A 13,614-nucleotide genomic window follows, 5' to 3' on the forward strand; every position below is an offset into this window, starting at 1 on the left:
CCCAGCGGGAGCAAGCTCCCTCGCCACAAAAGCCTGGTTGCAGGAGGAGTCAGCAATCGCAGCTGATCGCCTCGTCCGCCACGCGCTCCACCGAGCCGGTCAGGCGAAAGCCTTCATCGAGCCAGCCCATGACTCCGCCGATCATTTCCTTGACCGGGTAACCCAGGGTTGCCAGGCGCACCGCCGCCTTGTTCGCGCCATTGCAATGGGGACCGGCGCAATACACCACGAACAAGGTGGTCTTGGCATAGGCCGCCAGTGCCTGGGCGGTGAGCGTGCGGGTCGGCAGATTGATCGCCCCGGGGACATGGCCGCGCTCATAGGCCAGCGGTCCGCGAACATCCACCAGCACAAAATCGACATGACCGGCCTGTTGACTGGCGTGAACGTCGGAACAATCCGTTTCGAACGACAAGCGACGGCTGAAATGCTCCAGGGCAATATCGGAAGGGGCGGCAGGCACTTCGCGAACCAGGCTGGTCATGGGTGTGTACTCCAAGGGAAGATAAAGGCGTGGAGAGACTTTATCCCCCCGATGCTTGCCGCTACAGTGGCGTACAAGACACTCTGTGGGAACTTTCCGACAAATGCAGCCTATCCCGGGTTTGGTCGCGATCCTCGCCTACGACGGCCTGTGCACCTTCGAATTCGGTGTCGCCGTCGAGATTTTCGGATTGGAACGGCCGGAATTCAATTTCCCTTGGTACGAGCATCGGATCGTCGCGGTCGATGATGGCCCGATGCGCGCCATGGGCGGCTTCCAGGTATTGGCCGATGGCGGCATGGAACTGCTCGAAACCGCCCGGACCATTGTCATACCAGGCTGGCGCAGCCGCAGCGAGCCACCGTCCCAGGCGCTGCTCGACGCATTGCGCAGGGCCCATGCCCGTGGGGCGCGCCTGTTGTCGATCTGCTCCGGTGCCTTCGTGCTGGCCGCCGCCGGCCTGCTCGATGGCCTCGGCGCCACGACTCACTGGCGCTACACCGACGAACTGGCCAAGAGCTTTCCCGCCGTGCGGGTCGACCCGGATGTGTTGTACGTCGACTCGGGGCAGGTCATTACTTCGGCGGGCAGCGCCGCCGGCATCGATGCCTGCCTGCACCTTGTGGCACGGGACTATGGCCTTCAGGTCGCCAACACCGTGGCGCGCCGGTTGGTGATGACACCGCAACGGACCGGCGGCCAGGCGCAGTTCATCCCCTCGCCGGTCAGCCGTACGCCACGCAGCGACCTGTCGAGCGTCATGCAATGGGCCCGCGAGCGCCTGCACGAACCCCTCGGCGTGCGCGAACTGGCCAGCCAGGCGGCCATGAGCGAACGCACCTTCCTGCGCCACTTCACCCAGGCCTGCGGTGTGTCGCCCAAGGCCTGGCTGCAACACGAACGCCTGGCCCGGGCCCGGGAGCTGCTGGAAAGCACCGGCGACAACACCGACAACATTGCGCAACTGTGTGGTTATCGCTCGGTGGAAAGCTTTCGCGTGGCGTTTCGCAGCGTGGTGGGGTTGGCGCCGTCGGTGTATCGGGAACGGTTTGGGCGGGGATAAAGATGCCGGGAATCATGCCCCTCCGTGGCGAGGGAGCTTGCTCCCGCTCGACTGCGCAGCAGGCGCTGTAGGAGCTGCCGAAGGCTGCGATCTTTTATCTTTCCCTTGGGACTCAAGTGCCTAGGAAAAGATCGCAGCCTCGTTGCACTCGACAGCTCCTACAGGCCCAGCGGGAGCAAGCTCCCTCGCCACAGGGTGATGTGCAAGCGTCATCAAGGCTTACGCAACAAATACGTATCCATGATCCACCCATTGGCCTCTCGCGCGGCCTTGCGGGTGCGTTCGATGTCATCGGCCACGTCTCCCAGCCGGCCGGCGATCAGAATTTCGTCTGGCATTCCCACATAGGCGCCCCAATAAATCTGCGTATCGGGATCGCTGACGTGGCGATAGCCATCCTCGGCATCGAGCATCACCACCACACTGGCTGCATCGCCCACCTGCCCCGCCACCAAACGGCGTCCGGTGGTGATTTCCAGCGAACCGCCAATAGTGTTCAACGGCACTTTGTGCCGGGCGGCCAGGGCCTGGAGACTGGTGATGCCGGGGATCACCTCGAATTCGAAAACGCAGCGGCCCGCCTCGAGAATCGCCTGCAGGATGCGCACGGTACTGTCGTACAACGCCGGATCGCCCCACACCAGAAAACCGCCCCGCTGGCCGCAGGACAGTTCTTCATTGATCAACCGTTCGAAGGTGGCCTGTTTGGCGCGATTCAGCGCTTCGACGCTGTCCTTGTAGTCCACGTCGCCGCGTTGGCGTTCCGGGCTATAGGCTTCGACGAAACGGTAGGTGCGATCAACGATGTAGCGTCGACAGATTTCACGCCGCAGGTCCAACAGCTGGTCCTTGGCCGGGCCCTTGTCCATAAGGAAGACCACGTCCAAGCGGTTCAAGGCTTTCACTGCCTGCATCGTCAAGTGGTCCGGATCGCCGGCCCCAATACCAATGACGGATAACTGCTTCATCGCAGCGACTCCTGGCCAGGTTCCTGGGCGCGCAATCGCCATAGGCCGTTGAAACGCAACTCCAGGGTGGACAACGGTTCGATGTCGATCCGGTTGAACGTGGCGGCCGGGCAACCCAAGACGGTCATCAGCGCGGCACGAATCACGAAGGGGTGGGTGACGGCCAGCAGATGCCCCGGTCGGGCCTCCAGACTGGCCAGCCAGTCTGCGACACGGCGACACAACCGGGCGACGGATTCACCACCATGGGGAGCCGCCTCGGCATCATCGAGCCAGGTTTGCAGGGCCTGCGGTTCAACCTTGAGCAATTCATCGATGGACAATCCGCGCCAGCGTCCAAGATCACAATCGGCCAGGGCCGGGTCCACCTGAGGCTCGTCGCCGAACAGCGCGGCGGTCTGGCGAGTGCGCAGCTCCGGCCCGCAGAGCAGTTGCCTGACGTTTCGATAGCCATGCTCGACCTGCCCACGGCGCCCCAGCCAGCCGGCGTCCAGGGCTTCGTCCAGACCGAAGCGCGCCTGCTTCTGGGCAACGGTGCGGGCGTGGCAGATCAACGTCAGGCGAGTGGTTTGCACACTGGATTCTCGGGTAATCGGACGGGGCCCATGGGCGGATTATTCACGCGTTTAGTTGTACAGCACCTTATACGAAATCAAATAACTGAGACAAAAAGGCGTTATTTCCGACGACTCCATGAGCAACGACTGACATACCAGGCCCACCTGACCAAGACCAATTCCTACAGGGCTTTCGCACAACTTTGGAGCATTTTAAACGGAACGTAAAAACCACTGGACATGTAGCACTAGCTACATAAATACTGTTTTCAGGAGTTATGAAAGAAAACCAACATTCATCCAGGCAAGGAGCACGGATGCCGCCCCTCAGAGACCTGATCACCGATCCCGGCCTGGTATTGACGCCGTCGGAACGCAAGGTCGTACGTGCCCTGCTCGATCATTACCCACGCAACGGCCTCGGTCCGATGTCACGCCTGGCAGACCATGCCGGTGTCAGCGACCCGACCATCGTGCGGCTGGTGAAAAAACTCGGGTTTGGCGGTTATGCCGAATTCCAGGATGCGCTGCTCAGCGACATGGACCATCGCTTGCGCTCCCCCCGCACCCTGTTGCAACCGCGGGCCAAGTTGCAGCAAGGCGATACGTGGAGCCAGTACCTGGCCGCCAGCCAACGCAACCTCAGCGACACCCAGGCGCTGACCCAACCCGAAGACGTGCGCATTCTCGTGCAGTGGTTGCTCGACAGCCGCCATCAGGTGCATTGTTTCGGCGGCCGTTTCAGCAGCTTTCTTGCCCATTACTTGCTCAATCATTTGCGGCTGCTGCGCGCCGGCTGTTTTGCCCTGGAAGACAACGCCCAACTGCCTGACCGCCTGTTCGACGTGCAGCGCCAGGACGTGGTGCTGATTTTTGATTACCGTCGCTACCAGGCCCAGGCCCTGCGCGTGGCCAGCGCGGCCAAGGCGCGGCACGCCCGGGTCGTGCTGTTCAGCGACGTCTATGCTTCGCCGTTGCGCGAGCTGGCGGACCTGATCATCAGCGCCCCGGTGGAATCGGTCTCGGCCTTTGACAGCCTGGTGCCGGCGCTGGCCCAGGTCGAGGCCCTGATCGCCTGCCTGACCCTGCAATGCCCTGAGCTGGCCGAACGCCTGGAAGGCATCGACGCCTTGCGCACGGAATTCAACACGCACCTGTTGGAGGAAAAATAAGGATGTTCTCGCTCCCCCATCGCTCGCCCCGGGATTTGCCGTTCACTCGCCAACACACGGCATTGCTGTTGGTGGACATGCAACGCGCCTGGCTGGAACCGCAATTCGATGCCCACCTGCACAGCCCCGACGCCGCGTATTTCCTCCAGCGGGCCCGCCAGCAGGTCATTCCCAACCAGCAGCGCCTGCTCAACGCCATGCGAGACGCGCGGCAAAACGTACTGCACACCCACATCGAAAGCCTCACCGCCGATGGCCGCGACCGCTCCCTGGATCACAAGCTGTCGGACATGCACCTGCCCAAGGGCAGCCCTGAAGCGCGGATCATTGCCGAGCTGACGCCGCATGAAAACGAAATCGTGCTGCCCAAGACCTCCTCCGGGGTGTTCAATTCCACCAACATCGACTATGTGCTGCGCAACCTGGAGACTCGGCACTTGATCGTCGCTGGCATCGTCACCGACCAGTGCGTCGACATGGCCGTGCGCGACGCCGCCGATCGCGGCTACCTGGTCACGCTGGTGGAAGATGCCTGCGCCACTTACACCGAACAACGGCACCTGGCCTGCCTGAACGCGATCAAGGGCTACTGCTGGATCACCGATACCGACACGGTACTCGCTCGCCTGCAGGAGATGCAGCCATGAGCCGCCCCGATGCCACCGCCCTCCTCGCACCGCTGCCGGTCACGACCCTGGTGACCACCGACCTGATCGGCGTGACCCGTGGGCGCTCGTTTCCCAGCGATGAATTGCCCCACTACGTCGCTGCCGGCTGTGGCTGGGTGCCAGCCAACAGCGCGTTGACGCCTCAGGACATCATCGCTTCGACCAACCCCTGGGGCGCCTATGGCGACCTGCGGCTGGTGCCGGACCTGTCCAGCCGGGTGACCATCAACAATGGCCCCGATGCCCAAGCGCCGGCCCTGGACTTCATCCATTGCGACATTCGAGAGACCGACGGCCGGCCTTGGAGCGCCTGTCCGCGCACGCTGCTGCAGGATGAAGTGGAGCGTTATCGCAGCGAACTGGGCCTGCAAGTTTTCGCCGCCTTCGAGCATGAGTTCAACCTGGCTGCCACCCCTGTGCAGCCTGATCGCCTGGCCTTCAGCCTCCAGGCCCAGCGCCAGCAAGCCGGGTTCGCCGGCTGGTTGCTCAGCGCCCTGCGGGCCGGCGGCGTCGAGCCGGAAATGTTCCTGCCGGAATATGGCAAGCAGCAATACGAAATCACCTGCCGCCCGACCCTGGGCGTGGCCGCTGCCGACCGGGCCGTGAACGTCCGGGAAATCACCCGCGAGATCGCCCGGCAGATGGGCCTGGACGTGAGTTTCGCCCCCAAGACCTCGGAACATGCCGTGTGCAACGGCGTGCACCTGCACCTGAGCCTGCAAAACCTGAGCGCGGATCCGGTGCTGCATGACGCCGCCAGCAGCAATGGCTTGTCCAGCCTCGGCCAGCATTGGGCCGCGGGTGTGCTGCATTATCTGCCGGCGCTGTGTGCGCTGACCGCGCCGACGCCGCTGTCTTACGAGCGCCTGCAACCTCATCACTGGAGCGCCTCTTATGCGTGCCTGGGACAGCGCAACCGCGAAGCGGCGCTGCGCATCTGCCCTACCGTGAGCCTCGGCGGGAAACCACTGGCGAACCAGTACAACCTGGAGTTCCGCGCCATGGACGCCACCGCCTCGCCGCACCTGGCGATGGCCGCGCTATTGATTGCCGGGCGGCTGGGCATCCAGCAACGGCTGCCATTGCAGGCGGTCACCGATGAAATACCCGATGAGCTGGATGAAACACAACGCCGCGCCCGTGGCATTATCGCCCTGCCGACAACCCTGGCACAGGCACTGGACTGCCTGCGCCACAGCGGGGCGTTGCTCGAAACCCTGCCCGGCCCGCTGGTCGAAACCTATTTCGCCTTGAAGGCCCAGGAGTTGGCCTTGACCCAGGCGCTCACACCTGCCGAGCGTTGCGAGCACTATGCACGAATCTATTGAATGTGCTGAAACGGGCCTCTACACCAGGCCAGCCTATCGATTGACCCGGGAAGACTCCGACCACCCGGTGCTGCTGGTGTGCGAACACGCCAGCCGTTTCATTCCCGTGGCGCTGAACGACCTGGGCCTGGATGAAACCGCGTCCCAGGAACACATTGCCTGGGACATCGGCGCCCTGCTGCTGGCCGAACGCCTGTCCGAAACCCTCGGCGCGACCTTGCTGTCGGCCAATTACTCACGGCTGTTGATCGACCTCAACCGCCCGCTGCACGTGCCCGATAGCATTCCGGCCCAGAGCGAGATCTACCAGGTCCCGGGCAACCACGACCTGGACGAGGCCACCCGCGAATATCGCCAGCAGTGCCTGTTCCATCCCTTCCATGATCGGTTGCGTGCGTTGATCGACCAACGCCTGGCGGCCAACCGGCCGGTGCGCGTGGTGGGCATCCACAGTTTCACCCCGGTGTTCTATGGCCAGCCACGCGCACTGGAAGCCGGCGTGCTGTTCGGCGAAGCCAAGGAATACGCCCAGCACATCGTCGACGGGCTGAGCCGGCATTCGCTGCGGGCAGCGGGCAACCAGCCCTACAAGATCAACCCCCTGACCGACATGACAGTCCCGGTGCACGGCGATGGCCGCGGCCTGGATTCGGTGCTGATCGAAGTGCGCAACGACCAACTGCGCAGCCCCGAATCGGTACGGACCTGGAGCGCCTACCTGGCGCCCCTGTTGTAGAGGTGCAGCGGCAAGTTTTTGGCGACAAGCGGTAAGCAAAAGCAAAAGCAACTACAACAGCTGAAAAGGAAAACGGCTCATGAGCATTGAGGCATTTGGCTACAAACAGGAATTGAAACGCGGCCTGTCACTGACAGACCTGGTGGTCTACGGGATGATTTTCATGATCCCCATCGCACCGTTCGGCGTGTATGGCTACGTCAACGCCGAAGCCCCGGGAATGGTGCCGCTGGCCTACATCATCGGCATGGTGGCGATGCTGTTTACCGCGTTGAGCTACGGCAGCATGGCCCGGGCCTTCCCGGTGGCAGGCTCGGTCTATTCCTACGCTCAACGGGGCCTTAACCCACACGTCGGGTTCATCGCCGGCTGGCTGATGCTGCTGGACTACCTGCTGATCCCGCCACTGCTTTATGTCTACGCCGCCATGGCGCTGAACCATTTATACCCGGACATTCCCAAGGTCGGTTTCATCCTGGCCTTCCTGGTGAGCGCGACCTTCGTCAACCTGCGGGGCATCACCTTCACCGCGCGGATGAACATCATCTTTCTGCTGGCACAATTGGTAGTCTTGGGAGTTTTCCTGTTCTACGCCTGGAATGCCCTGCACGGTGGGGCCGGTCACGGCCAACTGACCCTGGCGCCGCTGTACAGCCCGGAACACTTCAACTTCGCCTTGCTGATGCAAGCCGTGTCCATCGCGGTGCTGTCGTTCCTGGGCTTCGACGCCATTTCCACCCTGGCGGAAGAGGTCAAGGGTGACCCGGGGCGCAGCGTCGGCAAGGCGGCACTGGTGACCTTGCTGGTGATGGGGGCGATTTTCGTGGTGCAGACCTGGATCGCCACCGACCTGGCGGCCGGCATGGGCTTCAAATCTGCCGACACCGCGTTCTATGAAATCGCCGAACTGGCGGCCGGCAGTTGGCTGGCCACGTTGACCGCGGTGGCCACGGCCCTGGCCTGGGGCGTGGCGGTGGCGATCACCTCCCAGGCAGCGGTGTCGCGCCTGTTGTTCGGCATGGCCCGGGACGGCCAGTTGCCCAAGGTGTTGGCCAAGGTCCATCCGAAACACAACACCCCCTACATGAGCATCTATCTGGTGGCGGTGCTGTCGTTGCTGATCTGCTACCTGTTCATCAACGCCGTGGACACCCTCACTTCCCTGGTCAATTTCGGCGCCCTGAGCGGCTTCATGTTGCTGCACATCACGGTCATCAACCATTACTGGCGCCGCCAACAGTCCGGCCAACTGATTCGCCACGTGATCTGCCCGCTGGTCGGCTTCGTGATCGTCGCGGCCATCATGTACAACATGGGCGTGGCTGCGCAGAAGCTCGGCCTGATCTGGATTGCCGCGGGGGTGGTCTATCTGTGCCTGCTCAACAAATTCGGCAGTCGTACCGCCCTGCTCGATCCGGCAGGTCAATGAGCAGCGGCGGTCGAAAGGGTTCGGCCAGCCGTGGTTAAAACGCGTGGACATCGACAGTGATCGTCAGGCCCGGTGCCAGTCACCGGGCTCCCTGGAACAGGAGTGCAATCCATGCTGGCCTTACGTCCAGTTCAATTAGCCGATCTGCCGCAACTGCAACAATTGGCCCGTGACAGCCTGGTGGGCGTCACGTCGCTGCCGGACGATACCGGGCGTCTTGAGGAAAAAATCCTCGACTCGTGCGCCTCGTTCGCCGCCGATGTGCAGGGGCCGGGGGCGGAGAATTATTTTTTCGTCCTGCAGGACTTGGAATCCGGGCGCCTGGTGGGTTGTTCGGAGATCCTTTCCAGCACCGGTTGCAACGAGCCGTTCTACAGCCTGCGCAACCGGCCGTTTTCCAGCGAGTCCCGGGAGCTGAACATCCAGCATGGCGTGCCCGCGCTGTCGTTGTGCCAGGACCTCAACGGGCAAACGCTGCTGCGTGGCTTCCACATTGACGCCGAGCGGGTGCGCACGCCTGCATCGGAGCTGCTGTCCCGGGCCCGGCTGATGTTCATCGCCGCCCACCCCCAGCGCTTTGCCGAGTCGGTCATCACCGAAATCGTCGGTTTCAGCAGCGAAGACGGCCAGTCGCCCTTCTGGGACGCCATCGGCCAGCACTTCTTCGACCTGCCCTATGTCGAAGCCGAACGATTGTGTGGCTTGCAGAGCCGGACCTTTCTCGCCGAACTGATGCCGCAGTACCCGATCTACGTGCCCATGCTCCCGCCAGCGGCCCAGGCCTGCATCGGCCGTGTCCATCCCGACGGCCAGGAAGCTTTCGATATCCTCGAACGCGAGGGTTTCGAAACCAACAGCTACGTCGATATCTTCGACGGCGGGCCGACCTTGCATGCCCGTATCGCCCATATCCGTTCCATCACGCAAAGTCGCCTCACCACCGCCAGGCAGAGCCTGCAGATTGACGCCCGCGGCCTGTACCTGGTGAGCAACGAGCACCTGGGCAGCTACCGGGCCATTATTGCCGAGCTGGACGTCAACGCCGACGGCCCGGTGGCCCTGTCACCCGCCATGCTGACCGCCCTGGACATCCAGGACGGCGCGCGGATCCGGGTGGTTGCCCTATGAGCCTCATTCGAACCCATGGCTTGCACCGACGTTTGGACCGACACAATAAAGGAGCTGCAGCATGATTGTCCGTCCGGTGGCCATCACCGATCTGCCTGCCTTGCTGGACCTGGCCCGTTGTGCGGGGCCGGGGTTCACCAGCCTGCCGGCCAACGAAGAGCGCCTCGCCCATCGTGTTCGCTGGGCCCAGCGGACCTTCGCCGGGCAGGTCGAACGTGCCGACGCCGACTACCTGTTCGTGCTCGAAGACGATGATCGACAGGTGGTGGGTATCAGCGCCCTGACTGGGGCGGTGGGGCTGCGTGAGCCCTGGTACAACTATCGGGTCGGAGTCACGCTCAGCTCGGCGCCGGAATTAGGCATCCAGCGGCAGATCCCGACGTTGTTTCTCAACAATGAGATGTCCGGGCAATCGGAAATCTGCTCATTGTTCCTGCACCCCGAGCAACGCCACGGCCACAACGGCCGCTTGCTGTCCCTGGCACGCCTGCTGTTTGTCGCCGAGTTTCCCCATCTGTTCGGCGAAAAACTGATCGCCGAACTGCGCGGCCACGCCGACGAACAAGGCTGTTCGCCGTTCTGGGACAGCCTGGGACGGCACTTTTTCAAGAAAGATTTCAGCTACGCCGACCAGTTGTCCGGCATGGGCAACAAGTCGTTCATCGCCGAGCTGATGCCACGCCAGCCGCTGTACACCTGCCTGCTCACCGAACAAGCCCAGGCGGTGATCGGCAAGGCTCACCCGAACACCGAGCCGGCGCTGAAGATCCTCAGTGCCGAGGGTTTCAGCCATAAGGGCTACATCGACATTTTTGACGGTGGCCCGGTGATCGAGGCGCCAGTGTCGAAGATCCGCAGCGTCCGCGACAGCCAGGCGCTGACCCTGGCTATTGGCACCCCGGACGAACAAGCGCCGGTCTGGCTGATTCACAACCGACGCTTGGAAAACTGCCGCCTCACCAGCGCCCGGGCACACTTGCATGGCCACACCTTGATGGTCGATCGCCTCACCGCCAAACGCCTGCAAGTGCAACCGGGTGACACGGTGCGCGCCGTGGCATTGCCCAGGCAGAACCGGCGGGCCGTGGCGGCATAAGTCACACTTGATCGCAGCCCATCGCGAAGCGATCGCCACTGGCCACACAACTAATGCTGGCTCCGGCCAGGGTTTTATTACGATACAAACCTGAACCTGGCTCAATAAAAACAACAACATATCTTTCAGCAACAACCCCACACCTTAGTTGCGTGCCCGCCAATGCAACATCTGCCTACAACACGATAGTTGCTAGCCTTTCAGACCCTAAGCACAATTCAAGCATCACCCACGGCAACGACGATGCTCATGATCAAGAATCTAATAACCCACGACATGCCATTAGAAGATTTGGCGGCAAAGATAAAAAATCTAGACATGACAGCGGAAATCAACCAACTGATTACCGAGTTACACACCCCGGTACAACCCGCCACAAAACACACTCGCAATGCGGCCATCCTGAACATGACCAATCCGCATACCGCGACCATTACCTTGTACCGCACGAACATCGGCAACATCAGCATAAAGAAAATACAGGCGATGCCGTCGCGCTTATATTCGGTACCTGGCAAGAGCATTTTATTCTCACTTAACCGGCAGCCCATCAAGATCCATTCCTACCACCTGCGCAACGACGAACTCGAGAAAGGCAAAACTATTATCATCGATGACCAGCACCCATCAATTATCGATGGACATCGAGCGCTATTCGATTACTCATTAATCAATCGAGAACCCTGCGGCGCGCTGGTAGGCAGTATCAATTTTCCGGACAGACTTCTGGACATCCAGGTATTCGATCGTACTACCTTGCGCAAGGTAGCCTGGTTACCCCATGACGAAAGCGCCGCTCGGTATTTGGTGAGCCTTGAGCTGCTCGAAACGATTCATGACCCACGAGGCATAAAGGTTGCCGAGGAGCTGATTTATCACTATCACCCCGCCGTAGCGTGGAAAGCCTTCCAGATGCTCTATCGGGCAGATCCACAAAAATCACGCGCATACACCCCGCTCCTGGAGAAACGGCAGGACACGCGACTGAACAACCTTCTGCGTTCGGTGGAGACAGTGGCATGAAGTTGGAAAAATTTATAGAACGCCTGCACACTTATGACCTAAGCCGGGACAAAACAAAAATAAAGAAGGACCTGCGTCAGTTGGCAACAAACCGTACGTTATTGAGCGATCATCTTCACGCTACAATTCAACGAGACGGTTTTCTTCCCCATAACCTTCTTTACAACGCCTATGCATTTGTCTTGCATACGGATGAACTATTCACTGTTCGCCTGGGTTTCTGGGCACCGGTCGAAACCCACGATGAAAGCGAAACGTTCATTTACGGCCTGAACCACAGCCATGACTTTGAAATCTACGCAGTGGGTTATAGCGGCGATGGTTACACAACTGTTTCTCGCGAGATACTGAGCGATCTGCCCTTGCAAGCGGGAAAACAAATTCGATTGGGCGAAGAGCGAAGCGTCAAGCTGTCACCAGGCGAAGTTATCTACATGCCCGCCCTTAAGGAAATTCACAGACAGGTCGCGCCACAATCAATGTCCGCATCAGTGAGTTTGCTTATTCATCCTGAGCGCCTGATCCAAGCGGATGAAGCCTGGTGTTTCGATGAAAATTACACGCCGGTTCACCCCGGCATCGCTGCGCGGGAAACAGCAATGTATGTCGATACGCTGTCCCTGCTCAATCCCGGACAGCCTGATGCTGTCCATCTAACCAAAGAGGTATTTATATGAGCGCATTATTGAACAACTGGGATGAAGCCCCCCTGTTACGCGCGAGCAGTAATGTCATTGAAACTCCGGTCAGCATCGAAATGGAGTCTCCTTGCATGGCGGCACCTTTCTCGCCGCGCCTTAATATCGGAAATATCCACGAAATCAAAAAAATCTGGACCCTGCCAACCAAAACCGACCAGTAACTAAGAGACGCTTTTGGCAGGCGACAGGTCAGCCCGACCTGTCGCCTTCTTGATCGCGCCCCCAAAAATCGCCAGGACTCATTCATCATCTTTTCGCCTGCTACGTGATAGCCTTTGGTTTTTCGGCGTTGACACTTTTGCTCAAGCCTTTCCATTTCCATTGGTGGAACTCATATGCCCAGGCTTTCCCATCAAGATTTGCGTCGCAGCTTTCGCCAATTGCTGGCCTCCCAAACGTGTTATCACACCGCGTCGGTATTCGATCCGATGTCGGCGCGCATTGCCGCCGACCTGGGATTTGAAGTCGGTATCCTCGGAGGCTCGGTCGCGTCGTTGCAGGTGCTGGGCGCGCCGGACTTTGCCTTGATCACCCTCAGTGAATTTGCCGAACAGGCCACCCGTATCGGTCGCGTGGCCCAACTGCCGTTCATTGCCGACGCCGATCATGGCTATGGCAATGCCCTGAACGTGATGCGCACCATTATCGAACTGGAACGGGCCGGCGTCGCGGCCCTGACCATCGAGGACACCTTGCTGCCGGCCCAGTTCGGGCGTAAATCCACCGACTTGATCGGCGTGGCCGAGGGCGTCGGCAAGATTCGCGCGGCGCTGGAAGCGCGAGTCGATCCGGAAATGGCGATCATCGCCCGGACTAACGCGGGGATCCTGCCGGTGCAGGAAATCATCAGCCGGACTCAGCAATATGAGCGTGCCGGGGCGGACGGGATTTGCATGGTGGGCGTGCAAGACTTCGATCATCTGGAGAAAATCAGCGAAAACCTGACGGTGCCGCTGATGCTCGTCACCTATGGCAACCCGTTGCTGCGCGACGACAAGCGCCTGGCCGAACTGGGCGTGCGCGTGACGATCGACGGCCACGGCGCCTACTTCGCCGCGATCAAGGCGACCTATGACAGCCTTCGCGAACAACGGCAGATCTTCACCCAGGCCTCGGACCTCAGCGCCACCGAACTGACGCACACCTACACCCAGCCCGAGGAGTACATCCGCTGGGCCGAGGAATACATGAGCGTCAAGGAGTAAGCGGACTCGCCCCCACAGGATCAGCCTGTGGGGGCAAAGCTTGCTCGCGATGGCGT

At 60.9% G+C, this 13,614-nt stretch carries 15 protein-coding genes; 12 read left to right on the plus strand and 3 right to left on the minus strand.

Annotated features, from left to right (window positions below; genetic code table 11):
- Nucleotides 1–49: 49 nt before the first annotated feature.
- A complete protein-coding gene (locus HU767_RS24645; RefSeq protein ID WP_186730695.1) occupies nt 50–484 on the minus strand; it encodes a rhodanese-like domain-containing protein in 435 nt (144 codons plus the stop codon).
- 103 nt (nt 485–587) lie between these two features.
- On the opposite strand from HU767_RS24645, the gene ftrA reads away from it, so the two are divergent.
- The gene (ftrA, locus tag HU767_RS24650; RefSeq protein ID WP_186710052.1) at nt 588–1,547 is read left to right on the plus strand and encodes a transcriptional regulator FtrA; all 960 of its coding nucleotides are present in this window, start codon (nt 588–590) and stop codon (nt 1,545–1,547) included.
- A 212-nt stretch (nt 1,548–1,759) separates the two neighbouring features.
- On the opposite strand, the gene cobF is transcribed toward ftrA, so the two are convergent.
- Both cobF and HU767_RS24660 read right to left on the minus strand, forming a co-directional pair.
- On the minus strand, nt 1,760–2,515 hold the full coding sequence (gene cobF, locus HU767_RS24655; RefSeq protein WP_186730696.1) for a precorrin-6A synthase (deacetylating): 756 nt from the start codon (nt 2,513–2,515) through the stop codon (nt 1,760–1,762).
- A complete protein-coding gene (locus HU767_RS24660; RefSeq protein ID WP_186730697.1) occupies nt 2,512–3,090 on the minus strand; it encodes a histidine phosphatase family protein in 579 nt (192 codons plus the stop codon). The genes cobF and HU767_RS24660 overlap by 4 nt, the downstream gene beginning before the upstream one ends.
- A gap of 299 nt (nt 3,091–3,389) precedes the next feature.
- Here HU767_RS24660 and HU767_RS24665 point away from each other — a divergent pair, with 299 nt between their 5' ends.
- From HU767_RS24665 to HU767_RS24715, 11 genes are all read left to right on the plus strand, one after another.
- Nucleotides 3,390–4,244 carry a MurR/RpiR family transcriptional regulator gene (locus HU767_RS24665; RefSeq protein WP_053183441.1) on the plus strand — a complete coding sequence of 285 codons (855 nt, stop codon included), beginning with the start codon at nt 3,390–3,392 and terminating at the stop codon, nt 4,242–4,244.
- Nucleotides 4,245–4,246: 2 nt separating this feature from the next.
- Nucleotides 4,247–4,891 carry an isochorismatase family cysteine hydrolase gene (locus HU767_RS24670; RefSeq protein ID WP_186710046.1) on the plus strand — a complete coding sequence of 215 codons (645 nt, stop codon included), beginning with the start codon at nt 4,247–4,249 and terminating at the stop codon, nt 4,889–4,891.
- Nucleotides 4,888–6,240 carry a glutamine synthetase family protein gene (locus HU767_RS24675; protein ID WP_186730698.1) on the plus strand — a complete coding sequence of 451 codons (1,353 nt, stop codon included), beginning with the start codon at nt 4,888–4,890 and terminating at the stop codon, nt 6,238–6,240. The genes HU767_RS24670 and HU767_RS24675 overlap by 4 nt, the downstream gene beginning before the upstream one ends.
- Nucleotides 6,224–6,976 carry an N-formylglutamate amidohydrolase gene (locus HU767_RS24680; RefSeq protein ID WP_186730699.1) on the plus strand — a complete coding sequence of 251 codons (753 nt, stop codon included), beginning with the start codon at nt 6,224–6,226 and terminating at the stop codon, nt 6,974–6,976. Before HU767_RS24675 ends, HU767_RS24680 begins: the two co-directional genes overlap by 17 nt.
- A gap of 79 nt (nt 6,977–7,055) precedes the next feature.
- Complete coding sequence (locus HU767_RS24685) at nt 7,056–8,405, plus strand: APC family permease (RefSeq protein WP_186730700.1); 1,350 nt, start codon at nt 7,056–7,058, stop codon at nt 8,403–8,405.
- 111 nt (nt 8,406–8,516) lie between these two features.
- Entirely contained in the window at nt 8,517–9,533 is a 1,017-nt protein-coding gene (locus HU767_RS24690; protein WP_186730701.1) for an arginine N-succinyltransferase, read from the plus strand.
- A 61-nt stretch (nt 9,534–9,594) separates the two neighbouring features.
- Nucleotides 9,595–10,629: an arginine N-succinyltransferase gene (gene astA, locus HU767_RS24695; RefSeq protein WP_186710040.1), complete on the plus strand. Its 1,035-nt coding sequence runs from the start codon at nt 9,595–9,597 to the stop codon at nt 10,627–10,629.
- A gap of 249 nt (nt 10,630–10,878) precedes the next feature.
- Nucleotides 10,879–11,652: a hypothetical protein gene (locus HU767_RS24700; RefSeq protein ID WP_238349516.1), complete on the plus strand. Its 774-nt coding sequence runs from the start codon at nt 10,879–10,881 to the stop codon at nt 11,650–11,652.
- Nucleotides 11,649–12,329 carry a transposase gene (locus tag HU767_RS24705; protein ID WP_186730702.1) on the plus strand — a complete coding sequence of 227 codons (681 nt, stop codon included), beginning with the start codon at nt 11,649–11,651 and terminating at the stop codon, nt 12,327–12,329. Before HU767_RS24700 ends, HU767_RS24705 begins: the two co-directional genes overlap by 4 nt.
- Entirely contained in the window at nt 12,326–12,514 is a 189-nt protein-coding gene (locus HU767_RS24710) for a hypothetical protein (protein WP_186710038.1), read from the plus strand. The genes HU767_RS24705 and HU767_RS24710 overlap by 4 nt, the downstream gene beginning before the upstream one ends.
- 174 nt (nt 12,515–12,688) lie before the next feature.
- Nucleotides 12,689–13,558, plus strand: a complete 870-nt coding sequence (locus HU767_RS24715; RefSeq protein ID WP_186710036.1) for an oxaloacetate decarboxylase — start codon at nt 12,689–12,691, stop codon at nt 13,556–13,558.
- The last annotated feature ends 56 nt before the right edge of the window (nt 13,559–13,614 follow it).

It is taken from the genome of Pseudomonas sp. SWRI179, from assembly GCF_014268705.1.
GTDB lineage: Bacteria > Pseudomonadota > Gammaproteobacteria > Pseudomonadales > Pseudomonadaceae > Aquipseudomonas > Aquipseudomonas zanjanensis.